The sequence below is a fragment of the Dyella sp. genome (assembly GCF_036384435.1).
Lineage (GTDB): Bacteria > Pseudomonadota > Gammaproteobacteria > Xanthomonadales > Rhodanobacteraceae > GSA-30.
This window is the reverse complement of the sequence record NZ_DASVMI010000094.1, coordinates 12,126-34,788: the sequence shown is the minus strand read 5'-3', so window position 1 is coordinate 34,788 and position 22,663 is coordinate 12,126. Positions and strand designations below refer to the sequence as shown.

At 62.3% G+C, this 22,663-nt stretch carries 18 protein-coding genes; 6 read left to right on the top strand and 12 right to left on the bottom strand.

Translation table 11 applies throughout. From position 1 onward, the window contains the following. Positions 1–36: 36 nt before the first annotated feature. From VF436_RS09290 to VF436_RS09255, 8 genes are all read right to left on the bottom strand, one after another. Positions 37–1,344, bottom strand: coding sequence for a DUF58 domain-containing protein (locus tag VF436_RS09290; protein ID WP_330903780.1), 1,308 nt, complete (start codon positions 1,342–1,344; stop codon positions 37–39). Beyond that, the gene (locus VF436_RS09285; protein ID WP_330903731.1) at positions 1,344–2,357 is read right to left on the bottom strand and encodes a MoxR family ATPase; all 1,014 of its coding nucleotides are present in this window, start codon (positions 2,355–2,357) and stop codon (positions 1,344–1,346) included. Before VF436_RS09285 ends, VF436_RS09290 begins: the two co-directional genes overlap by 1 nt. Further along, entirely contained in the window at positions 2,354–3,463 is a 1,110-nt protein-coding gene (locus VF436_RS09280) for a DUF4350 domain-containing protein (RefSeq protein WP_330903730.1), read from the bottom strand. The genes VF436_RS09285 and VF436_RS09280 overlap by 4 nt, the downstream gene beginning before the upstream one ends. Beyond that, complete coding sequence (locus VF436_RS09275) at positions 3,460–5,019, bottom strand: DUF4129 domain-containing protein (protein WP_330903729.1); 1,560 nt, start codon at positions 5,017–5,019, stop codon at positions 3,460–3,462. Before VF436_RS09275 ends, VF436_RS09280 begins: the two co-directional genes overlap by 4 nt. Then, positions 5,009–5,986 (bottom strand): stage II sporulation protein M, encoded by a 978-nt coding sequence (locus tag VF436_RS09270; RefSeq protein WP_330903728.1) that lies wholly within the window; start codon positions 5,984–5,986, stop codon positions 5,009–5,011. The genes VF436_RS09275 and VF436_RS09270 overlap by 11 nt, the downstream gene beginning before the upstream one ends. Continuing rightward, the gene (locus VF436_RS09265) at positions 5,983–6,663 is read right to left on the bottom strand and encodes an RDD family protein (protein ID WP_330903727.1); all 681 of its coding nucleotides are present in this window, start codon (positions 6,661–6,663) and stop codon (positions 5,983–5,985) included. Before VF436_RS09265 ends, VF436_RS09270 begins: the two co-directional genes overlap by 4 nt. An 11-nt stretch (positions 6,664–6,674) precedes the next feature. Continuing rightward, positions 6,675–7,190 carry an RDD family protein gene (locus tag VF436_RS09260; RefSeq protein WP_330903726.1) on the bottom strand — a complete coding sequence of 172 codons (516 nt, stop codon included), beginning with the start codon at positions 7,188–7,190 and terminating at the stop codon, positions 6,675–6,677. A 257-nt stretch (positions 7,191–7,447) separates the two neighbouring features. Further along, positions 7,448–7,924 (bottom strand): SET domain-containing protein, encoded by a 477-nt coding sequence (locus VF436_RS09255; protein ID WP_330903725.1) that lies wholly within the window; start codon positions 7,922–7,924, stop codon positions 7,448–7,450. Positions 7,925–8,105: 181 nt separating this feature from the next. Here VF436_RS09255 and VF436_RS09250 point away from each other — a divergent pair, with 181 nt between their 5' ends. From VF436_RS09250 to VF436_RS09240, 3 genes are all read left to right on the top strand, one after another. Then, positions 8,106–8,588 (top strand): hypothetical protein, encoded by a 483-nt coding sequence (locus VF436_RS09250; RefSeq protein ID WP_330903724.1) that lies wholly within the window; start codon positions 8,106–8,108, stop codon positions 8,586–8,588. 47 nt (positions 8,589–8,635) lie between these two features. After that, a complete protein-coding gene (locus VF436_RS09245; RefSeq protein WP_330903723.1) occupies positions 8,636–10,405 on the top strand; it encodes an acyl-CoA dehydrogenase C-terminal domain-containing protein in 1,770 nt (589 codons plus the stop codon). Between the two features lie 273 nt (positions 10,406–10,678). After that, positions 10,679–11,149 (top strand): GNAT family N-acetyltransferase, encoded by a 471-nt coding sequence (locus VF436_RS09240; RefSeq protein ID WP_330903722.1) that lies wholly within the window; start codon positions 10,679–10,681, stop codon positions 11,147–11,149. Between the two features lie 75 nt (positions 11,150–11,224). On the opposite strand, the gene VF436_RS09235 is transcribed toward VF436_RS09240, so the two are convergent. Then, entirely contained in the window at positions 11,225–11,980 is a 756-nt protein-coding gene (locus tag VF436_RS09235; protein ID WP_330903721.1) for a SapC family protein, read from the bottom strand. 248 nt (positions 11,981–12,228) lie between these two features. Here VF436_RS09235 and VF436_RS09230 point away from each other — a divergent pair, with 248 nt between their 5' ends. Further along, positions 12,229–12,828: an HNH endonuclease gene (locus VF436_RS09230; protein WP_330903720.1), complete on the top strand. Its 600-nt coding sequence runs from the start codon at positions 12,229–12,231 to the stop codon at positions 12,826–12,828. 5 nt (positions 12,829–12,833) lie between these two features. On the opposite strand, the gene VF436_RS09225 is transcribed toward VF436_RS09230, so the two are convergent. After that, complete coding sequence (locus tag VF436_RS09225; protein WP_330903719.1) at positions 12,834–13,244, bottom strand: low affinity iron permease family protein; 411 nt, start codon at positions 13,242–13,244, stop codon at positions 12,834–12,836. A gap of 147 nt (positions 13,245–13,391) precedes the next feature. On the opposite strand from VF436_RS09225, the gene dxs reads away from it, so the two are divergent. Beyond that, positions 13,392–15,281, top strand: coding sequence for a 1-deoxy-D-xylulose-5-phosphate synthase (dxs, locus tag VF436_RS09220; protein ID WP_330903718.1), 1,890 nt, complete (start codon positions 13,392–13,394; stop codon positions 15,279–15,281). Positions 15,282–15,934: 653 nt separating this feature from the next. Further along, positions 15,935–17,416: a S10 family peptidase gene (locus VF436_RS09215; RefSeq protein WP_414649831.1), complete on the top strand. Its 1,482-nt coding sequence runs from the start codon at positions 15,935–15,937 to the stop codon at positions 17,414–17,416. 223 nt (positions 17,417–17,639) lie between these two features. Here VF436_RS09215 and prmC read toward each other — a convergent pair whose 3' ends face one another. Beyond that, entirely contained in the window at positions 17,640–18,458 is an 819-nt protein-coding gene (prmC, locus tag VF436_RS09210; protein ID WP_330903716.1) for a peptide chain release factor N(5)-glutamine methyltransferase, read from the bottom strand. After that, positions 18,455–22,591 (bottom strand): hypothetical protein, encoded by a 4,137-nt coding sequence (locus tag VF436_RS09205; protein WP_330903715.1) that lies wholly within the window; start codon positions 22,589–22,591, stop codon positions 18,455–18,457. The genes prmC and VF436_RS09205 overlap by 4 nt, the downstream gene beginning before the upstream one ends. Positions 22,592–22,663 lie beyond the last annotated feature (72 nt).

Genomic DNA, 22,663 nt, shown 5'->3' with positions numbered 1-22,663 from the left:
TGGCAAGGCCTGCAGGAAAAGCGACCGCAACCGGACTCACAGTCGCCCGTCGCGCTTGGCAGCCAAGTAACGCTCGATGAGCCGGCCCGAGAGTTCCCCGCAGGTCACGTCCAGCACTGCCACGCCTTCGCGCTGCAATTTGTCGTGCATGGCCTGACGTTGAGCCAGGTAATGCATCACCGACGCGCTGCGCACAGCCGATTCGACACTCTCATCCAGCATACCTATCGATTCATCGAGCGCCGTTTCACGCAAACTCACTACCAGCACGAGATGGCGGCGCGATAGCAACGACACAGCCATGCGCAGTTCTTCATCGTCTTCATCGCGCACATTGGTGATCAGCACGACGAATGCGCGGCGACGCTGGTGCAACTGCAAGGCGCTGGCCGCGCCCACGTAATCAGTTGCTACTGGCTGTGCCTGCAAGTCGTAGCCGGCGCCGAGCAACATGTCCATGCCGCCATTGCCCTGCTGAGGCGGCAGCCAGCGCATGTCCTGGCCGCTACACGACAGCATGCCGACCGCATCACCCTGCCGCAACGCGATGTAAGCCAGCGCGAGCGAAGCGTTGAGTACATGATCGAAGTGCGAGAGGCGATCGTCCTGGGCCAGCATGCGCCGGCCACCATCGAGCAGCAAGATGACCTGCTGGTTTCGCTCGTCACGATATTCGCGGGAAATCGGCCGCCCCATACGGGCTGTAGCCTTCCAGTCGATCTTGCGCAGGCTGTCACCGATGCGGTATTCGCGCAGCTCCTGGAACTCCGTGCCATCGCCGCGTCGACGCTGCAAGCGTGCGCCGACGCTGCGCGATGCCACCTCCACGCTCAGGCCAGCCATTTCGGCAAGGGGCGCAAAGTTCGGGTACACACGCAACACCGAGGGATGGCCCACGATGCGTTGCTGTGTCCAGCCACGCAGCGGCGAACGCAGACGTATCTGGCAACCGGGAAACTGAAATTGTCCACGGCCGCCCGGCGAAACAGCGTAGTCCAGGTTCACTTCACGCCGAGGCTCCAGGCGCAGGCGCCGGGGCATGCCACGCACCGGCCACTCGCCAGGATGCAAATCATGCAGGTCAACAACCTGGACACGCGCGCCTGCCGCATGCACGCGCAGGCCGACCTTCCATTCGGGCACCAACGGCACAACCGGCGGCAGTTCACGCGTCACGACCGGGCTGGGCAGCCGGGACAGCAACCAAGCATCCAGTAGCGCGATTACCAGACATGCCGCTCCAAACGCCAACCAGACAGACAGCGGCACCTGACCCGTACCCACCGCTACGCCGAGCGCGGTCCAGGCAAGCAGGAGCAGCAGCAGGGCTGGGCCGGGACGCATCATTGCCGCGGCGCCGCCACCTTGTGTAACAAGGCGCGCAACACATCGTCGGGACGCTGGCGTTCGATCAGCGCCTCCGGCGCAAGCGTCAAGCGATGACGCAGTGCCGGCAAGGTGACGCTGCGCACATCGTCAGGCGTGACAAAATCGCGGCCATCCATGACCGCCTGGGCTCGCGCCAGGCGCACCAGCGCCAGCGCGCCGCGCGGACCGGCACCGGCGACCACACCGGGCCATTCGCGCGACGCACGCGTGATGCGCACGGCATAGTCGATGACCGCCGGATCAACGTGCAACGTGGCCACACCCTGCTGCAATGCCTGCAATTCTTGCAATGAGAGCACTGGTTCAACCCGCGACACATCCAGGCCTGCGGCGATGCGTCCACTGAGCACTTCCTCGACCATGCGTTTTTCATCATCCAGCGAGGGATAGCCGATGATCACTTTGATAAGGAAGCGATCGAGCTGGGCCTCCGGCAACGGATAGGTGCCCTCCTGCTCGATCGGGTTTTGCGTGGCCACTACCATGAACGGCGCCGGTAACGGGAACCTGCGCCCCTCGATGGTGACCTGACCTTCCTGCATCGACTCGAGCAGGGCCGCCTGTGTCTTGGCTGGCGCGCGATTGATTTCGTCGGCCAACAACATGTTGGCAAAGACAGGACCACGGCGTATCTGGAAGCGCTCGGCCTTGGGATCGTAGACCGCGTGGCCGGTAACATCCGTCGGCATCAGGTCGGGCGTGAACTGGATGCGGCCGAAGGTACAACCGACCGATGCGGCCAACGCACGAACCAACAGAGTCTTGCCCAGGCCCGGCACACCCTCGATCAGCACATGGCCAGCAGCGAGCAAGGCCAGCAGAACCTGATCGAAGACTTCAGCCTGACCGATGAAGGCGCGGGCCACTTGCTCGCGCAAAGCGATGGTACGCGCCCCCAGTTCGCTGAGTGGGAGGGGTGTGACATCCGCTTCGACCTGGTCGGCGGCGGTAGCATTTTCAATCGTCATGGACGGTTCCTGAGTCGGGCCAGGATGGCCAGGCTGTCGCGAAAGGCAATCGCGTTGGCGGGTGACTGGAAAGCCCGCGCCACGTGCGCGGGATCGAGGCGATAGCGCTCGCCAAGGCGTGCATGCAGGTCGTCGCCCTCGAGCGACTCGCAGATCGGGTCCATGCGGCGTACGCGCGCAAGCACGGTGCGACACGCCAGGGCGTGCAAGGTGTAGCCCGCGTCGCGGCGAAACAGGAATTCGCCCACTGCTTGCACATGTTCAAGCAGTGCGCGACGTTGCACATGCGGTGCGGGAATGAGCGGGCCCAACCGCTGGCCACGCATGAACGCCCATGCGAGCAGCAACATCAGCGATGCCAGTAGCGCGGGCCAGCCTTGCGTGAGCAGGCGAACCCAGAACGACGGGCCGTCGTACGTGTACAGCAGATAGAAGTGCCCTTGGCCGAACCCTGGATCGAGCAGCCGGCGAACGAAATGCTGTTGCGGCGAGCGGCCCAGAGCACCGTTTTCCAACGGGTCGAACGTGTCGACAACACTGACCGTGCCGTCACCCACGGCAAAACGGACAAAGGCATAACCATGCTTGCTGTCGCCAATCGATGCCTGGATGTCAGAGTCCTTACGCGGAAAAAAATGCCTGGCGCAAAGATCAAAATTGCCATCGACGCCGGGGGCCGTGACGATCTGATCGCATGCAAAGGCACCATCCTTGGATTCGAGCAGCTTGAGTCGATCGAACAACGCCGTGTGCGAAGCTTCCTCGCCGCCATCGACCGTCAGGACGAGATGGCCTCCGTCACGCACCCAATCATCAAGCCGCTGGGCTTCCCCACCTTCGATGCGCGTGAGCCCCGCCGCCAGCACTAAGGTGTCGCCCGAATCCAGGGGAGCCTTGGCCGGATCGAGGGAGGTAATCGAAGATACGGGTTGCCGCAGGCGCTTGAGGGCGAGTTCGAGTGCAAGCAGATCGTTGTATCGCGCTTGACCGCGCGCAGGCTGATAACTGTCCACGAGCTTGCGCTCGAACGTGGTCAGGAAAAGACCCGCGCCCAGCCCGATCACGGCCAGCACGATGGCTATCGCGATCCAGGTCACGCGACTCATGGCAGTGGGCCCGCCTGGGCAGGCCAGCCCGTCAGCAACGCATCGACTTCACCATCGGTCGGAAAACGATCGGCGTAAGCTGCGTACTGCCAGGTACGCACGATCGCCACCGCCTGCCTGCTTCGTTCCTTGTCTTGGAGCGAACGGGCCCGACGCAGGCTTTCGGCCTCGGTTGCGTCGTCGGGCATCGCCACCTGGGTGGCGGCGGCTAGTTGCGCCACACATGCACGATACAACAGTGCCAGTGCATCGCGATGCCGACCTCCCTGCCAGAGCCTGCGCGTGACCGACGCCACGTCATCGGGCAAGCGCTCAGGCATGACTGCATCGCTGACGACGGTTTCCAAGGGAGCGACAAGCCTGTCAGGTCCGCGTCTCAGCCGCACTCCCTTAAAGTGACGCAAGGCAAAGATCACCAGGGCCACGATCACCAGTCCAAGCATGATCCAGAGCACGATGTTCACGCCACCGGCGATGATGTTCACGCCACCGCTGTCGGGTGCGTGGCGCACACGCGGGGCGTTTTTCTGTTTCTCTTCTGCCTTGGGCTGTTCACGCCTGACCCATGCCATTTCCTTGCTTGGATGGCCGAAGCGGGGATCCTGCGCGGCTTCATGGGCAGCCTGCGAAAATTCACGATCGCGTGCAGGGTCGAGTGGACCGAAGACATCCTCGATCTGCACGGAAGAATCCGGCCTGGATGCCGCCCGATCCAGGAGCTTGTTAGGGGTCAATGCGCCAGCATGCGCCGAAGGCACCGCCAGTCCCAGGCACGCCAGCAACACCAGCACACGGGCAGCCGAAACCAGGCGCTGGCGCATCCGCCGGAATGTCAGGTCGATGTCCCACGCTTCCAATTGGGTACGCCGTGCCAGGTACATGCCGAAGCCCGATGCGATGTACCACGGCTCCATCACGCTCATGACCAGATAGCCGACGATGGATGCCGCCAGCCATGCTCCGTGCGGCAAGCCATGGCTGCCGCCAAAAAGCTGGCGAAACAGATCGTCGATGAATTCGCTGGGTATGAACATCGCGGCCAGCATGAAGACACTGAAAAACAGCAACCATTCGAGCCCGAACAGGCCGACAGTCAGCATCCAGGACGACCCGCCGATATGTCGGCTCAGCACACGCCAACGCGGCGCACGCTGGGCAGGGCTCAGGCCCTCGAGCAATTCCAATGGCAGGCGCAGGGCGCGATGCGCATCGATGCGACGCCAGGTCAGCGACGCCCAGGTGCCACGCCACGGCATGGCCCGTTGCCCACCAAGCGTATCCCGCCATGCCGGCGCGCGATCAAAGACCGCGCGTGAAAGCACGAACAAGGGCAACCGGTCGAATAAAGGCAGCAACCACCACAGGATGAGCAGTCCCAGGCCTGGCGCTCCGATGAGCACGCCCAGCGCAATGGCGATCACGGCGACCGGCAAGGTAAACACGAACCACGCCGTCCACACCGCCCGCGCATGGACGCGTAGCAGAGCCACGCCCAGATCTACCGCTTCGCGTGGCGTGCGTGGGCGCAACACGACACTGATGCGTTCAAGTTGCATCGTCCGCCTCCCTTCCCCCTCGCAGCAGCCAGTAGCCGACGAAGATCCACAGCAACGCGGCGCTGCCGTATTTGAGCAGGTCCGGGAAAGAGGCCACCGAAGACCAGAACGCTTCGATGAAGGCCGCCACCACCAGCATGGCAAACGCACCCAGGGCCAGTTGGGCACCGATCCAGCCCGCGCGGACCATCGCCTGCCCCCGCGCTTGGCGCCCCGGGGCCAGCAGCGTAAGTCCCAGCCTCAGGCCGGCACCTCCGGCAATGACGATGGCAGTCAGTTCGAAGGCGGCATGAGCGACGACAAAACGCCAGAATGGCGCGCCGTAGCCGATATGGGCCAGATGTCCAGCCAACGTACCGAGGATCACGCCGTTGAGGGCCAGCACGTAGACCGCGCCGATGCCCACGATCACGCCCGACCCGAAGGTACGAAAAGCGGTACCTACATTGTGCATGATGTAAAAGCCGAACATCGCCAGGTCGGTGCCATTGGTGCGACCGATATGGTCGTTCGACGGGTCGTACATCTGCTCGAATTGGGCCAGTTGCATGCCACTGAATACCGTGTGTGCAAAATCCGGCTTCAGCAGTACCAGCACAAAGGTTACGATTGCCGGTACGTAGAGCAACAAGGCCGCCAGCACCATACAGCGCCACTCCTGGCGTACCAGACGAGGAAAACCGGCGATGAGAAATACGGCGGCTCGCTGCCAGCGTGGCGCGGGCGGCCGGTAGAGCAGTCGATGGCCGCGATCGACCGCGCGTTGCAATCGCTCGGTGACCTCACGACTGTAGCCGCGGGCCAGGGCCAGCGACAGGTGATGGCATAGCCTTCGATAGGCCTCCGGGAAATCCAGCGCCTGCGGCGAGCGCATGGCGGGCCCCGCTTTCAGTTCGGCCTGGCGCAGCCAGGCCTCCAGTTGTTCCCATTCGGCGGCATGCATGGCCACGAAACGTTCTTGCTTCATGGCCGGCCCAACAAGTCATTGGCATAGGCGACCAGCCGGCGCACGCCCTCGTCGCCGGACAAGCCCGTCAAGGGCGTTAACAAATCAGCCAGCTCACGTTGGCGTTGCGGTGTGAGATGCGGGCAACGCTCGGCGAAATCCACGATTGCCGCCTGTTCTTCCAGCGACAGGCCCGGCGGCAACGGCTCGGACGGAATCACCGGTACTTGCGAACCGCGTTGCAATTCGGCCGTGTGCACTACCATCGTACCCGCGATGATATCGCCGAAGCGGCGCGCGTGAGGGTCCATCAACATGGCGACCAGGCCTACTCCGTAGAGGCCCGGCAGGATGTCGACCACACGCAACAAGTTGCGCACGACAGAAGGCATCAGCGTGACCGGTGCTCCGTCGGCACTGACCACGCGCAGATCCAGCGCGCGCTTGCCCAGCGTCTGGCCGTTGAACCACACCTCGCATATGACCCCGTACATCCAGGTCACGACGAAAACGACGATGAAATACAGCCCACGACCACCTTCGCCCAGCACCATCAACGGGCTGGTCAAGGCCACGGTAGCGGTTACTCGAATCACCAGATCGACCAGCCACGCCAGAGCACGCGGCAATGCGCCGGCGGCACGCAGGCGCAGAAAAACACCTTCAGGCGTTTCTATCTGGCGGATCGTATCGAGCATGGCGCGGACGATCAGGCCTGGATGACGATCGTGTCCGCGAACACGTCATGCAGGCAACGGCGTTCGTTGCCAAAGATCATCAGGCAATCGACCAGGGTCAACAGCAAGCCGATCAACGGAATGCGGCCGAGCAAGCTCACAGGCAGAAATCGCAGGCCGATGATGCGACCGAGCGAAGCGCGATCACCGTTGCTGCGTACCACCTTGATGCCAAGCATGCGCTTGCCCATCGTCTGTCCGTATTTATGCAACAGCACGCAGTTGACGATGGCAATCAACAGCAGCAGCACGAGCAAGATCAGGATAAAAAGAGCGAAATGGTCGTCACGCTTTGCACCAGACGAATAGCTGCTCATCAAGGCCAGGCAAAATACTGAAAGCACTACAACGCAAAGCATCACGGCGTCGATGAGGGTCGCGCTCAACCGGCGACTTCGCGACGCCTTGCGCGCCTCCAGATCGGCAGCGGAAAACCCAGCAAGGTCGTCGACCTGCGTCTGCGGAGCCGCGTACGGATTGACTTCCATGAATCCCCGTTTCCTTCGTATAACGCCCAGCCCCCGTGGCAGGCTTTCGACACGAGTATAGGGCCCCGTTCCCTACCCCCACAATGTGTATCCGGACGCAAACTCCTCGGCAGCCACTACGAAACACGGCGCGGAAACAGGCCGCTCCCCACGACTGGCCACGCATCCAGGAAACGGCCGCCACGAACCTCTACCGCACCGCCCCCTCGCGGACGCCGCGGCCATTTCTCTGGCCGCGGCTCCCATGGATCACACGCTCAGGCCGATTTGCGCTTGGGCTTGAGCATGGTGCCAATGCACTTGGGCGAGCCACAGCGACAGGCCCAGATCTTCTTCAGGCGGGCCGTGTGCGGCATGTCCAGCACGATGCCGTAATCGTAGGTCAGCTCCTCACCGGGCTTTATCTTGCGGATCGCCTCGATGATCACCTTGTCCTTGCGCGGATTGCCCGAGTCGCTTTCCTCAATCAGCGCCTGGCAGTTCGGATCGCAACTGTGGTTGATCCAGCGCGCGGTGTTGCCCTTGCGGTTGGCATCGATGATGTAGTCGTCGTTGAGCGTGAACAGGAACGTATGCCCAGTCTCGCCGCCGTCGCCATAAAGCTCGTCGGCCTCGTCGTTGGACATTAACGTGCCCTTGTATTCGATGACGAGGTCGCCCTTGGCGATCGGTTCAACGGCAAAAACGCCATTGCCATGGATGGGCGAGCGGCGAGCAACGATACGACGTGTCATGAGGCGTCTGGTCTTGATCTTGAAGGAAGTCGGGGATGATGCCCTAGATCGATGGATGAGTGGAGGTGCCTCCTCGCCAGAGGCGCGCAGGCGGGAACTCTCCTCCCCGACAGCCACTCCCGAGCACTCACAATGGGCACTTCGTCTGTTATATTCAAACAATCGTTTGAGGTCCGACTTCATGAAACGAATCCTCCGCCTGATCGCCCTGGGTGCCCTTCTCACCGGCCTGGCCGCCTGCGGCCCGCCGAAGAAGAGCGTGTTCCCGCCCACGGTGACGATCCAGGAGATGAGTGTCCGGCCCGACGGCCAGTGGCAATTGACCGTGCGCATCCAGAACAACAGCTACGCCGGCATGGAGTTCCACAGCCTGGACGGGGAACTGAAGATCGGCGATGGCGTGCCAGTGCGCCTGCATGCCAGCTTTGACCTGGATATACCCTCCTTCGCGGGTGACGTTACCCAGATAAACATCTTGCCAACCAACGAGATGACCACGGCGATCAAGACGCTGGCCGGCAAGGGCAGTGCAGGCTCGCTGGCCTATTCGCTGGCCGGGCGCGCCAATGCCAAGCCGGAACAGGAAAAGGTCGCGCGCGACTTCAACTTCCACGGCAACGACTGGTTCTCGCCGGTCCCCGGTATCCCCAATACCTATCGCTGATGCGATAGCAGGCTCAACCTACCCAAGCTTTCGAGGACTCCCATCCCATGACGATCTACAAGGCTCCGCTCGACGACCTGCGTTTCGCCCTCTACGAAGTGCTCGGTGCCGAGCCGAAGCTGACCGCCCTGACCGGTGGCGACGGCCACACGCGCGATCTGCTGGACGCCGTGCTGGAAGAAGCCGGCCGCCTGAGCGAGCAGGTACTGGCACCGACCAACGCCTCGGGTGATGAGGAAGGCTGCCATTACGACAAGGCCACGCAGACCGTCACCACCCCGAAGGGCTTCAAGGAAGCCTTCCGTGCCTTTGCCGAAGGCGGCTGGGCCGGCCTGACCCAGGCCGAGGAATTCGGCGGACAGGCTCTGCCCAATGCCCTGGGTACCGCCACGATGGAAATTTTCCAGGCCGGCAACCTGGCTTGGAGCCTGTATCCGCTGTTGTCCGAAGGCGCCTGCCACGCCTTGGAAATCCACGGCACCGATGCGCAGAAGGACACCTATCTCAAGCCCATCGTCGAAGGTCGCTGGACCGGCACCATGTGCCTGACCGAGCCGCAGGCCGGTTCGGACCTGGGCCTGCTCAAGACGCGTGCCGAGGTGGGCGAGAACGGCAGCTACAAGATCAGCGGCACGAAGATCTTCATTAGCGCCGGCGAGCATGACCTGGCCGAGAACATCATCCACCTCGTGCTAGCCCGCCTGCCCGACGCTCCGGCTGGTAGCCGCGGCATCTCGATGTTCATCGTGCCCAAGTTCACCTTGAACGCCGACGGCTCGCCGGGCAAGCGCAACACCGTGGCAGCCGGCGCCATCGAACACAAAATGGGCATTCGCGGTTCGGCGACCTGCGTGATGAATTTCGACGGTGCGGAAGGCTATTTGATCGGCGCCCCGCATAAAGGTCTGGCGGCCATGTTCACCATGATGAATGCCGCACGCCTCTCGGTGGGTGTTCAAGGACTGGCCCTGGCCGAGCGCGCTTTGCAGAACAGCCTCAACTACGCCCGTGAGCGCCTGCAATCGCGAGCACTTTCCGGCGCGAGGTTTCCAGAGAAGCCGGCCGACAACCTCCTGGTGCAGCCCGATGTCCGCCGCATGCTGCTGACCCAGCGTGCTTTCGTGGAAGGCTCGCGCGCCCTGCTGCTCTACACCGCATTGCAGACCGATATCGAAGCCCGTGCGGCGGACGAGGCCGAGCGCAATAAGGCCAGCGAGCTGGTCGCCTTCCTGATTCCGATCGCCAAGGGCATGGTCACCGAACTGGCGCAGGAGAGCACCAAGGAAGCGTTGCAGATCTACGGCGGACACGGTTACATCGCTGAGAATGGCGTGGAACAGTTCGTCCGTGACGCACGCATCATCACACTGTACGAAGGCACTACCGGTATCCAGGCCGCCGACCTGCTCGGCCGCAAGATCCTCCAGTTGCAGGGCGTGGGTTTCAAGCACTTCCTCAGCGACATCGCCGGCTTCTGCCAACAGCACGCCAGTGACGAAAGCGTGCGCCCGTTCATCGGCCAGCTCTCGGTCATCGCCAAGGAATGGGGCGAACTGACCCTCAAGCTTGCCCAGCGCGTGCAGGGCAATCCGGAGGAACTGGGTGCTGCGGCGGTGGATTACCTGTACTACTCCGGCTATGCCGCGCTGGCCTACATGTGGGCACGCAGCGCCGTGGCTGCTGCCGGCAAGCCGGCAGCATTCAAGCAGGCCAAACTGGATACGGCGAACTTCTATTTCAGCCGCATCCTGCCGCGCTGCCTGATGCACAAGGCGGCGATTGAAGCGGGAATCGGCACCTTGCCTGAGATTGCGTGAGACCCGGCATCGTCCGTAAAGCCTGGCATTTGCCAGGCTTTACGGCGATCGACCGGGGTGGGATATGGGTGGTGATGGTGGCGCAATACCGCGAGCCTGCAATAGCCCCACAGGCCGCATGGGCCGGTCGCGCCCCCCCCTCCGGCTGGCGAGGTAAATCATCACTGCGCCCCCGCCACCCGCCCCCTCTCATCTCCCATGCACGGGACAGGACTTCCACCCATTCGAACCTGGGTGTAAAAACAGGCAGGCCTCCATGCTGCCTCCTTCCTCATGAGCGATACACCGTTCCTGATCCGCTTGGCTGAAGACGATGACGACTTCATCCTTGGGCTAGTGCCCCGATTCGTCGATTTCCCGTTGCCCGCCTGGCGCAGGCGTCACGAATGCATTGATGGCATCCGCAAGGATCTCCTACGCCACCTGGAAGACGAGCCGGTCAACAGCTACCTGTTTATCGCCGAGGACCAGGATGGCGAGCGCGTTGGCTTCATTCACCTGCAAAAAACGCAGGATTTTTTCACCGGACGGGTCAACGGCCATATCTCCGACCTCGCGGTGGTGCAGGCCAATGAGGGCCGCGGCGTGGCGCGCGCGCTGCTGGACCATGCGCACACCTGGGCTCACGAGCATCGCTGTCACCTGCTCACGCTGGCCGTGCTGCCGGGCAACGAGCGTGCCAGGGCGCTATACGAGGCTATGGGATTCGGCATGGATCTGCTGCGCATGGCCAAGCCCGTCTGACATGGACACGCACAAGGAAAAAGGGGCGACACCAAAGCGTCGCCCCTTCGAAAACCGCGTCGAAAACCGAAGCACTCAGTTCTTCGTCGCTTCCTTCGCTTCACGCAAATCCAGGCGCTGGGCCATGCGATCGATATTTGCCAGCGACACCAGGTGCGAGTAGATCCAGCCAAACACGCCTTCGCGCAGGAACTCGTGCGCGGTCTTTTCATCCAACTCGCGCAGCTTGTTCTCGTTGACCACGAAAAGGCCATTGAGGTTGATCGTCTTGCCTTCCTTGTCCAGGCGGATGTTGCGTGGCTCAAGCAGGTCGTGCTTGCGCAACTGCGCCATGAACCACTGCGTGCGGGCCACGTGCTGCTGGAACTCGCCCAGGAAATTGACCGCGTTGGTCAGCACTTCGGTATCCGATCCGTCTTCCTTGAAAAGACGCTCGCCTTCGGTATTGCCGAAACCGTCGTAGGCCTCGTCGAGGAATACCGTGAAATCATCGCCCGTCTCCGCACCGGCAGGCTTTTCGGCCAGCACGAACGGATAGCGGCGAACGAACGCCGGCACGTACATGTTGGTTTCCCAGGTGCCGTTGTCATCGACGAACAGGTTCTCGGCCTGGCGCAGGCCCAGCAGGGCCATGGGACCGGCGTCCTCGATGCTCGAACCGGCGAACAGGATTGGCATGTCACGCGCAGCCAGCGAAAACTCCACGCCAGTCAGCGGCACGGAATGCACCTTGCTGGCGAACTTGAGGCTTTGCAGCCCCTTGATGCGCAGGTCCTTGTGCTGGGTGCGGTTGAGCGGCACAGGACGCTCGTAGAAAAGAACTTCAGCCACGTTACTTACCTCTGCCCCGCCGTGCCGGGGCTGCCACCGATGGCTTCCCCTCCCAAAAACCCGGCGTCGGGTCTACAGATGAATACTCACTATATCAGTGCCCAGCCAGCCCGGAGAACCCCCCGCCGCAGACTGAATCGCCCAGGCTGATCAGCCGCTTGCATAAGTTTTGCAATACGAAATGGTCTATGCTCCCAAGGAATGTGACATCGCAAAACCGACCTTTCGATTTGCCTGAAGGACGCGACATGCTGATGGAAGTGCCAAACCGGGTTGCCGACCTGCATTCGACCCGTGTGCTCTCACTGGACGCCGCCGGCCGTATTCTCGACTGGATAAGCTGGCAGGAGGCGGTCTGCCTCTACGTGCGTGAGGCCGTCGCTTGGACCCTGGGCGACCCTTGCCTGACCGTGCATGGCGGCCACAACCGCGACCTGGGTCAGCGCAGCCAATTGCAACTGCATCCGATCGTCGCCAGCACCGGGCATTGTCGCGACCATGCCATCGATCCGGCTCCCGCCCTCACCAACACCGCGCTGTTCGCTCGTGACCGCTACATCTGCCTGTACTGCGGCAACCATTTCAGTCGTGGCGAATTGACGCGCGACCATGTACAGCCCATCTCCAAACACGGCAAGGACGAATGGGAGAACGTGGTCAGCGCCTGCCTGGCATGCAACCTGCGAAAGGGTAGCCGTACCCCGCAACAGGCCCATATGCCCTTGCTGGCGGTGCCATACCGGCCCAGCTGGGTCGAGCACCTGATCCTGTCCAATCGCAACATCCTGGCCGACCAGATGGAGTTCCTGGTCAATCACCTGCCGCGCGACCGCCGCCAGGTGATCTGAGCCATTCAGGAGTTTTCGCCCGTTCGGGCACTATCTTCGAAATGCGCCAGATCGCCCCGGGCCGCCTCGGCCAAGTGGCAATAATGACGCCGGATGCGCTCCAGGGTCTTTTCGTCGAGCTCTTCCAGGTTGAGCAGGGCGTTATGCGCCCGGCTGCTGCGAATCAACTCGTCGAGCTTGATCTGCAGGGCAGCCGTATCCCGGTTCTGGGTGTTCTGGATAAGAAACACCATCAGGAACGTGACGATGGTGGTACCCGTGTTGATCACCAGTTGCCAGGTGTCTCCAAAGCCAAAAACCGGCCCGGTCGCCGCCCAGATCACAATCAGGATGGCCGCCGTCACGAAGGTCGCGGGCTTACCTGAATAGCGTGCCGTGGCAGCGGCAAATCGACTGAAGGCGCTGTTGGAGCTCATGGGGCTGATCCCTGCAGGAAATGGGTCGCCAGCCTGCCGCGCCCGGCGTCGGCGGCACGTGCAGAGCAGGCCTAACAAGCCGATGGGCATGACTTTTTCACTTATCCGCCCTTGCCCCGCCTCGCCGCTGGTCCAACAATATGCAACATGACTGACCTTGCCCGCTTCCCCCATCTGGCGCACATCGATGCGCCGGCCGACTTGCGCCGCGTTGCCGATGACGAGCTTCCCGCGGTAGCCGATGAGCTACGCCAGTATCTGATCGAGGCGGTCGCCAGCTCCGGCGGCCACTTCGGCGCAGGATTGGGCGTGGTGGAACTGACCGTGGCGCTGCACCATGTGTTTGAAACGCCGCATGATCGCCTGGTATGGGACGTGGGCCACCAGTGTTATCCGCACAAGATCCTCACCGGACGGCGAGACCGCATCACGACGATCAAGAAAAAGGACGGACTGGCCCCCTTCCCGCGTCGTGAAGAGAGCGAGTACGACACCTTTGGCGTCGGTCATTCGTCTACTTCGATATCGGCAGCCCTGGGCATGGCCATCGCCGCGCAGCGCCTGGGCGATCCTCGCAAGGTCGTGGCCGTGATCGGCGATGGCGCCATGACCGCCGGCATGGCTTTCGAGGCACTCAACCACGGTGGCGACGTGGAGCCGAACATGCTGGTCGTGTTCAACGATAACGGCATGTCGATCAGTGAGAACGTCGGCGCCCTGACCAAAATGATGGCGCGCGCTATGTCCAGCCGTACGCTCAATGTCTGGCGCGAACGCGCCAAGCGCGCCATTCCCAAGCAATCCTTGTTTGGTCGCTTCTTCAAGCGCTGGGAAGAGCACGCCAAGGGCATGTTCGTACCCAGTACGCTGTTTGAGGAACTGGGCTTCCACTACACCGGCCCGATCGATGGTCACAATATCCCGCAACTGCTGGCCGCACTGCGCACGGTCAAAGACCTGCCCGGCCCGCAGTTGCTGCATGTGATCACCACCAAGGGCAAGGGTTACGCCCCGGCTGAACAGGCCCAGATCGAATACCACGCGGTCGGTCCTTTCGATCCGGTAGCCGGCCTGGTCAAGAAAAGCGGTCCGGCCAAGCCCACCTATACCGATATCTTCAGCGACTGGTTATGCGATATGGCCGCTGCGGACAAGCGCCTGTTCGGCATTACCCCGGCCATGCGCGAAGGATCGGGCCTGGTGCGCTTTTCCAAGGAGTATCCCGAGCGTTACTTCGACGTCGCCATCGCCGAACAGCATGCCGTTACGCTTGCAGCCGGCATGGCCTGTGAAGGCGCCAAGCCAGTGGTAGCCATTTACTCCACCTTCCTGCAACGCGCTTATGACCAGGCCATCCACGACGTAGCGTTGCAGAACCTGGATGTCACCTTCGCCATTGACCGTGCCGGCGTAGTCGGTCCGGACGGCGCCACCCATGCAGGCAGCTTCGACCTGTCGTTCCTGCGTTGCCTGCCGAACATGGTGATCATGGCACCAGCCGACGAAAATGAATGCCGCGCGATGCTCACCACCGGCTTCGAATACAGCGGTCCGGCTGCCATTCGCTATCCGCGCGGCACCGGCTTGGGCGCTACGATAAGCAAGACACTGGACACCTTGCCGATCGGCAAGGCCGAGATGCGCCGCCGCGGCCATGGCCTGGTCATCCTGTCCTTTGGCGCGATGCTGGCGCCAGCGGCGGAAATCGCCGCGGAAATGGACGCCACGCTGGTGAACATGCGCTTCGTCAAACCGCTTGATGAAGCGATGATCATCAGTCTCGCCCGGACACACGACGCGTTCGTCACCCTGGAAGACAACGCTGTCGCAGGCGGCGCCGGCAGCGGCGTGGCTGAATGCCTTGCCGCCCATGGCATCGTCAAGCCCATCCTGCACCTTGGCCTGCCCGATGCATACCTTGAACACGGCAGCCGCGAGGAAGTGCTGACGATGGCAGGACTGGACCTGCCGAGTATCCGCGCGGCGATTCTCGGCCGGTTTCCGAACCTGAGCAATCACAGCGCCGCGGTCGGTTAAGCAGCACGCTCAGGATGGCACCCGTGTGATCGCGATGCAGATCGTCGAGATCTGTTGGCCTAAGACAGCCCCGGGGCTTTCGGTTCAACGAGCGCGCATCGCTCTCCCGGGCATTGACGCGTGGCAATGCACTAATTTCCCGGAATGGACCTGCCGCAACGCTGCCTGATACGCACGGGGTCAACGGGGGCAGGGCCGCGCCCACCGCGTTGCGTGGGATTGTTCAAGCTGAAGAAACCGCGCTCTACATCGAGGCAATCCTGATAGCCATCGATTCCACCTGGGCGAGAGCTACCGTAATAGCAGCCTGCGAGGAGAAGACTCAGCGCCAGAAGAACAATCCTTGTCATACTCAACCTGTTGTTTTATCAGTGAACCACCAAGCATCTTGCTCAGCAGGGAATAGCTTGGCCGCCTGCATCGGATCACGGCGCCCGTCATATCTTACGGCATCGTTGCCGTCGGCTGAAAAATGCCAAACTCTCGTCTCCAGTGCGCAACATGGCACGCAGTGCAGCCAGACCATGCCTTCAGGCACTGTCGCGCGACCCAGCACTTGCCGCATGTATAGCTTCTGCTTGACCGCCTACGAGAGACAAAGTTTCGTGACCCGCCAACTTTCCAAATACCGCTTGGCCGTATGGCAAGTGGCCATGTTTGCCGCCTGTGTGACCATGACGCCCTGGACCACTGCCGTCGCCGCCGACAAGAAACCCGCTGCCGAAGAAAGCGACAAGAAAGCCGATGGAGACCTGCCGCCCTTGCCTGCGGACAAGACCATCCATCAGACGGTTCGCGTCGATGGCAAGACGGTTTCGTACGACGCGACAGTCGGCACCCTTGCCGTGCGTGACGCCAAGGGCAAGAAGATCGCCGAAGTTGTGTTCACCGCTTATGTGGTGCCCGGAAAGGACCCGCATCGGCCGGTCACGTTCGCGTTCAACGGGGGGCCGGGTGCCTCGTCGGTGTATCTGAATATGGGGGCCATCGGGCCCAAACGTATCCAGTTCGGCGTGGACGGCGATGCGCCCTCGGATGCTGCCATCACACAGGACAATCCCAATACCTGGCTGGGCATGAGCGATCTGGTGTTCATCGATCCGGTTGGCACTGGTTTCTCGCGCTCGTTGGAAGACGAAAGTGCCACCCGGAAGGATTTCTACTCCACCGAGTCGGATATCAATTATCTGTCACGCGTGGTGTACGACTGGTTGGTCGATCATGGTCGTCTGCGCTCACCCAAATACGTGATGGGCGAAAGCTACGGCGGGTACCGCGCGCCACGCATCGCCTATGCGTTGCAGACCAAAATGGGCGTGGGTGTGAATGGCTTGGTGATGGTGTCGCCGTATCTCGATCCGGCCGCCATAGGTGACGATGATTCGCTATCGCCGCTGCCATGGATGATCAACCTTCCCTCGATGACTGCCGCGCATCTGGAAGCTCAGGGCCGCCTGACGCCAGATGCCATGAAAGACGTCGAGACCTATGTACGTACCGAATTCGTCACCGACTTCCTGGCCGGTCGCTCCGACCCCGGCGCAGTCAACCGTCTGGTGCAGAAGGTTTCCACCTATACCGGTCTCGATCCGTCACTGGTCGCAAAGATGGACGGCCGGGTAGACACGGATACCTTCCTGCGCGAAATCCATCGATCAGACAAGAAGATCGGTAGCGTCTACGACTCCAACGTCACCGCCTGGGACCCCTTCCCTGGCTCGGCCGAACGTCGCTCGGGCGACCCGATCCTCGAGGCGCTACTGGCGCCTGCCACCAGTGCGATGGTCGACTTCGTCACGCGCGAGGTAGGCTGGAAGACCGATGCGCATTACGAGGCGTTGTCGTTTGCGGTCAATCGCGCCTGGGACCGCGGCAACAGCGACGACAAGCCGGTGACCGACCTGCGCAAGGCAATCGCCAACGACCCGAACATGAAAGTACTGATCGCGCACGGCTACAACGATCTGTCATGCCCGTTCTACACCTCGCAACTGATCCTCAACCAGATGCCCGCCTTTGGCCAGACCCAGCGCGTGAAGCTGGCGGTCTATCCGGGAGGTCATATGTTCTACAGCCGCCCCGCCAGCGGACAGGCCTTCAAGGCTGACGCGGCCGCCCTGTTCGGCGGCAAGTAAAATCGCACCGGCCCGGCGTGCCGCGCCAGGCCGCGATGCCCTTCGTGTAGGAACCAACTCATTCGCGATGCAATCTGCGATCAATCGCAGATTGGGCTCTTCAAACCGCCAAGCCGCGAGTTCAGCCGCGGCTTGCTTCGCAATTGAACTCGCTCTTACAACACACCACAACGCGATGCACCTCGCGTGGACGCACATTCATTGGCGAGAACAACCTGCGCGCTCAGCCCCATCTGCCGCCTGTCACCCTGTCGCGCGACTCAAGATCACGAAACGTCTGAACCTGGGCAAATCCGCGCGCATCGAGCAAGGCGCGTACAGCCGCTGCCTGGGTCCAGCCGTGTTCCATCAACAACCAGCCGCCTGGCTCCAGATATCCGGGCGCTTCGTGAACGATCTGCCGAATTGCATCCAGTCCATCCGCTCCCGATGCGAGCGCGCGAGGCGGCTCGAACCGCAGGTCGCCTTGCTGCAAGTGAGGGTCGTCCGCTTCGATATAAGGTGGATTGGAAACTACCAGTGCAAAGCGCCGTCCTGCAATCGCATCGAACCAGTCGCCGCGCGCGAACTCCACGCGCAGATCCAGTCTCTGCGCGTTGCGCTCAGCCACGGCCAACGCATCCACACTGCGATCGGTAGCTACCACTTTCGCTTGTCTGCGTTCATGCGCAATAGCCAGGGCTATCGCTCCGCTACCCGTGCCCAGATCGGCCACAGCCAGCGCCTCGTCCGGTGGCAACCGCTCCAATGCCAGCTCTACCAACAGCTCGGTCTCGGGGCGCGGAATCAATGCGGCCTGCGAGACCTCCAGATCCAGAGACCAAAAGCCTCTCTGACCGGTGATATAGGCAACCGGCTCTCCGACTGCCCGGCGCTCGACCATGGCGCGGTAATCGCGCAACACCTGTTCGTCCAACTCATCGCGATCATGCGCGATCAACCAGCTACGCGGTTTACCCAGTGCGTGCAACAAAAGCCATTCGGCATCGCCGCGCTCCACACGCGGCAATGCTTCGGCCAGGGCCTGTCTTGCATCGGTCATGCCGTACCTTCTTCCTGCTTGGGCGAATGCCGGACACGTTTGCGCCAATAACCACCTTGTGACCATGCCGCAAAAGCCCAACGTAACCAGCCGATCAATGCATTGGCCAACCATACGGACCACGCAAGCATGGCCGCGTTGTACACCCAACGCGGCACGTTGAGTACACCGGCATGCGGCAACGCGCCAACCGTATGGTCCATCGTCCAGCGCAAATGCCCCGTATACGATTGACCGCCATCGATATGCATATCGGGCGTACCGAGCATGCCGCGGGGAATCGCGCTGACCAACACGACCAGCGCGATAGCACTGAAAACCAGCAAAAGCACTTGCACCGTATCGAACAACCAGGGACGCCACGCAGCCGGGTCCAGGCGCTTGTAGCGCAACCCAAGCACAATCAACCAGGCCGCAACCCACGCGAACGACCACCAGCCCAGCGCCGAGAACCCAAGGCCAAGCAGCAGCCATTGATGAAATCGCAGCGGCGTCGGTGCGTACCGCGCCAAGGCCCAGGCCACCACCAACAACACCAGCAACTGCGACCAGTACAACACCGCCGGGCCATCCGTGGGGCCCCAGGTCCATAGCAACCAGCGATTCTCGGGCAGCTCCAGCGATGTCTCGATATTGGCTACCGGCGCCTGGAAATCGAACGCAGGCGTCGACATCGTCGCGGCAGCACCCGATGGAAGACGAAGGCTGATCTGGTAAGCGTGTCGGTCAGGCAACAGCGGCAGACCCAGCTTGCCGTCGCGAATGCTCAGGTTGATTGAGGTCCCATCGCGATGCGCATCAAGCAGAGAGGCTCCCTGGGGCACGATGATGAGATGCTCGCCACCGCGCGTGCTGCGCACAGACAAATCGAGTGTTACCGTCGTTGCCCGTTCGCCAACACGGCTGTTCACCGATACGCTGTCGAAGGCCACATTCTGACCGGCAACGGCCTTGGGTTGGCTGACGGTAAGCTTGAGGTGCTCGCCCGGCAAGGGCTGGAAACGCAGGCCGATATCAGTTTGCGAAGCCGGCAGCCCTTCAGCCTGGACATGCAGAATCGGCGCGGCCTCGATATCCCACTCTTCGGCGCGCTGCCCCAACGGCGGCGCCTCGAACGTCAACACAGGGCTGCGATCCAGGCGACTGTCCCAGCTCACCTCTTTCTCGCCAGCGTTGAAGGTCACACCGATCTTGCCGTCATGCACGCGCACATCCTGGCCGCTTGGATGCTCACCCGACAGCAGCGGCAGATCCAGGCTGAAGCCCCCATCGTCCGGCGCAACACGCTCGACCGAGGTATGCACCGTCCAATCCACATCCAGGCGCAAGCTGCGTGTCACGATGACAAAAGGTGGAAACGCCTGCGCCTTGGCCTGCGTAGCCGTGGTACCTGATGTCGCATCCTCGGGGTGACTGAGCGTGAGGCTGTCACCCAGCAATTGCTCGCCATCCAGGCCGCTGGCCGTCCAGCCCTGGCCCGATAACTGCACGCGCTGCGGCTTTTCGGCAAAGTGCAACGTCACGGTATCGAGCTTGCCGGTGTCATAACGCAACGTGACGCGATGCACGCCACGCTCGACACGCAGCCAGATCGCCGAGTCATCACGGCTGAGCGGCGCATCGGCGTGACCATCCACGGTCACCGATTGCAGCAATACACCATCGTCAGCGTGCGGTAACGCCAGGCCAACTACCGCACCGGCGTGGACTTCCATATCGACCGAAAGCTGTCTGCCCGTGCCCTGTATCTGCGCCTGCGCCACCTCCGCGCAAGCCGGGGCGCACTTGGGTGCCTCGGTCAGACGCCCACGCAATGCATCGAGCATGTCCTGGTCGGGCAACGTCTGTGCATGTGCCGCGTGCGGCAATAGTGAGAACGCAACAAGTCCGGTCATCGCAACTGCGGCCGCTTTGGCACCACCGTTACCACCCATGGTCCTGGGACACCGCCAAAGCGATTGCACCGCCCGCACCAGCCATGCTGCCAGGAGCAGCAACATCACGACACGCAGCAACCGCACGCCCCATGATGGCAGGATCACCAAACGCACGGTCTGGTCCACCGTCACCGGACCGGACCAGTTGAGCTGGTAGTTGTTGCCAACGTCCCATGCGGGGATACCGGCGCCGGCCTGGATCACGCTGCGCGAATCGAATTCATACGTGGACGCCGAGAATGATGAAATGCGACTTCCGGTGACGACCACGGCTTCGAGCTTGCGCGCAGCCCCGTCAGGAGCAGCATCGGCGACGCGGCGCTCTTTGGCCTGGCTCACGGATGGCTTGGGCGGAGGGGCCAGTTCGGCCTGCGGCTCCATCATGGGAGCCGCAGGCACGGGCGGCGGCGGAGGCGGGAGCACCATTTGTTTCTGGTTGCCGGCGATATCCATATCGGCCGGAGCGTAGACCCATGCATTCGCTTTGCCGCTGGCCGACTCCAGTTGCGGATGCATGGCATAGCGCATCTGGTCGGCGGCAAACGGGATCGCCCAGGCAATGCCCAGCAACAAGGACGCCGACGCACCGATGCGCACCGCTTGCCGCAACTTGCCATGGCCAGGCAAGGCACGCCACAGCAAAGCCAGCAACAACGCGACAGCCACAGTCCAGCATGGCGCACCGGCCTGATGCTGGGAAAGCACCAGGAATCCAAGCGCCGGCAAGGTCCATATCCAGCCCAGCCAACGACCCGCCAACAGTGCGATCAACGCAACGATAAACAGATCGAGCAAGGTCCAGCGCGAGGTCCACGTCCCGGAGGCGCGGTCGGCGCCCGGGGCTGCCAGCAGCAAATAGCCGTGCGGCAGGTGTACGCTGGTCGAAATAGACTCGAACACCGCATTCCACCCCGAAGCAGGCAGGCGTCCACCGTACGAAGCCACACGCAGGCCGGCTCCCAGTTGCAGGCTCTTGTCGCGTAGTTCCACGCCTTGCTGCCCCTGGGCGTCCTCGGTCACAAGCAGGGGACTGTCGTCCTGCTGCACCCGTTGGAGCTGCCACGGCGACACGACGTTGAGTCGCTGCGTGTCCATCAGTTCGCCCGTGAGATAGTCGGACATGGTCAAGCCGGCACCATCGAAGTCCAACCACATATCGCGTCGCAGACTGAGCTTTTCGCCCTTGCCGCCTTCATTGCCACGGGCGCCTTGCTCGATACCCAGACCATTGTCCTTGTCCAGAATGTAGGCCGGCAGCTTTTCCCATCCATCGGGCACGCCTGCCTGGATGGCATCGGTGCCCTCTCCGCTAGCCTGGCTTCGACGCAAGGCTGGATCGTCGGCATAACTCCAGGTTTCACGCGCGGGCCATGGATCGCCGGCCTTGGGCATCGCCACGTGTTGAACGGCATCGCTCGCGCGGGCGGCCAGCGTCACGGTCCAGTCGCCTGGGCGCAACTGGATCCGCAGGCGACCGTCGTTTTCAAGATGTACTGGTAAATCGCTCTTGAGCGACGTGGCAACGAAACCCTCAGGCAGCGCCGGCCCCATGGACTGCTCGCGCGCGCTGCCCGATACGTGCAACTGCACCTGGGTTTCCAACGTCATCGGCACACCATCGCGAAGGCGCCGATAGACGTTCACCGACAACGCGTCGGCAACGCGTCGATCATCGGATGCCTGGCCCAGTGTCAACCGGTCGCCGGCCCGCTCCGCATCCGGCACGGCTATGCCATCGATGCTCAGCGCGACCAGGCCGATGCTTGCCGGCACGGCCAACTGCGCCGGCCGCTCGCTCCAGGCCAGGTTGCCATGCACGGTGTAGTCGCCCGGTTCCAGCCAGATGCCGGGGGTACCCTCACGGCCCAGCACGGTGGCCGGCTTGTTGTTGACGTTGACCTGCTGCGGCCAGGCGTGATCGTCACCGGGCAACAATAACCAGCCTGCTGCGTCGACATGAACGGTCAGGTTGAACGTCGCCCCGCTCTTGCCGACATCGAGGTTCAATCGCCCCGGCCAGAGACATTGCCGGGCGCCGCTATCGCTCGTTGTATTTGATGGCAGCGGACACCCGTGCTCCGGCACATCGTGCAGCACCCACCCTTGCCAGTCCTTCAATACATTCGGGACATCCTGCGCCAAAGCGGACGACATCCATACCCACGACAAGAACAACCATCCCCACCAACGACGCATGCGCCCTCCCGATCCGTCAGGCTATTCAGCCAGTGTCACGCTTGTGATGGCAGATAGGCAACCATCGCCACA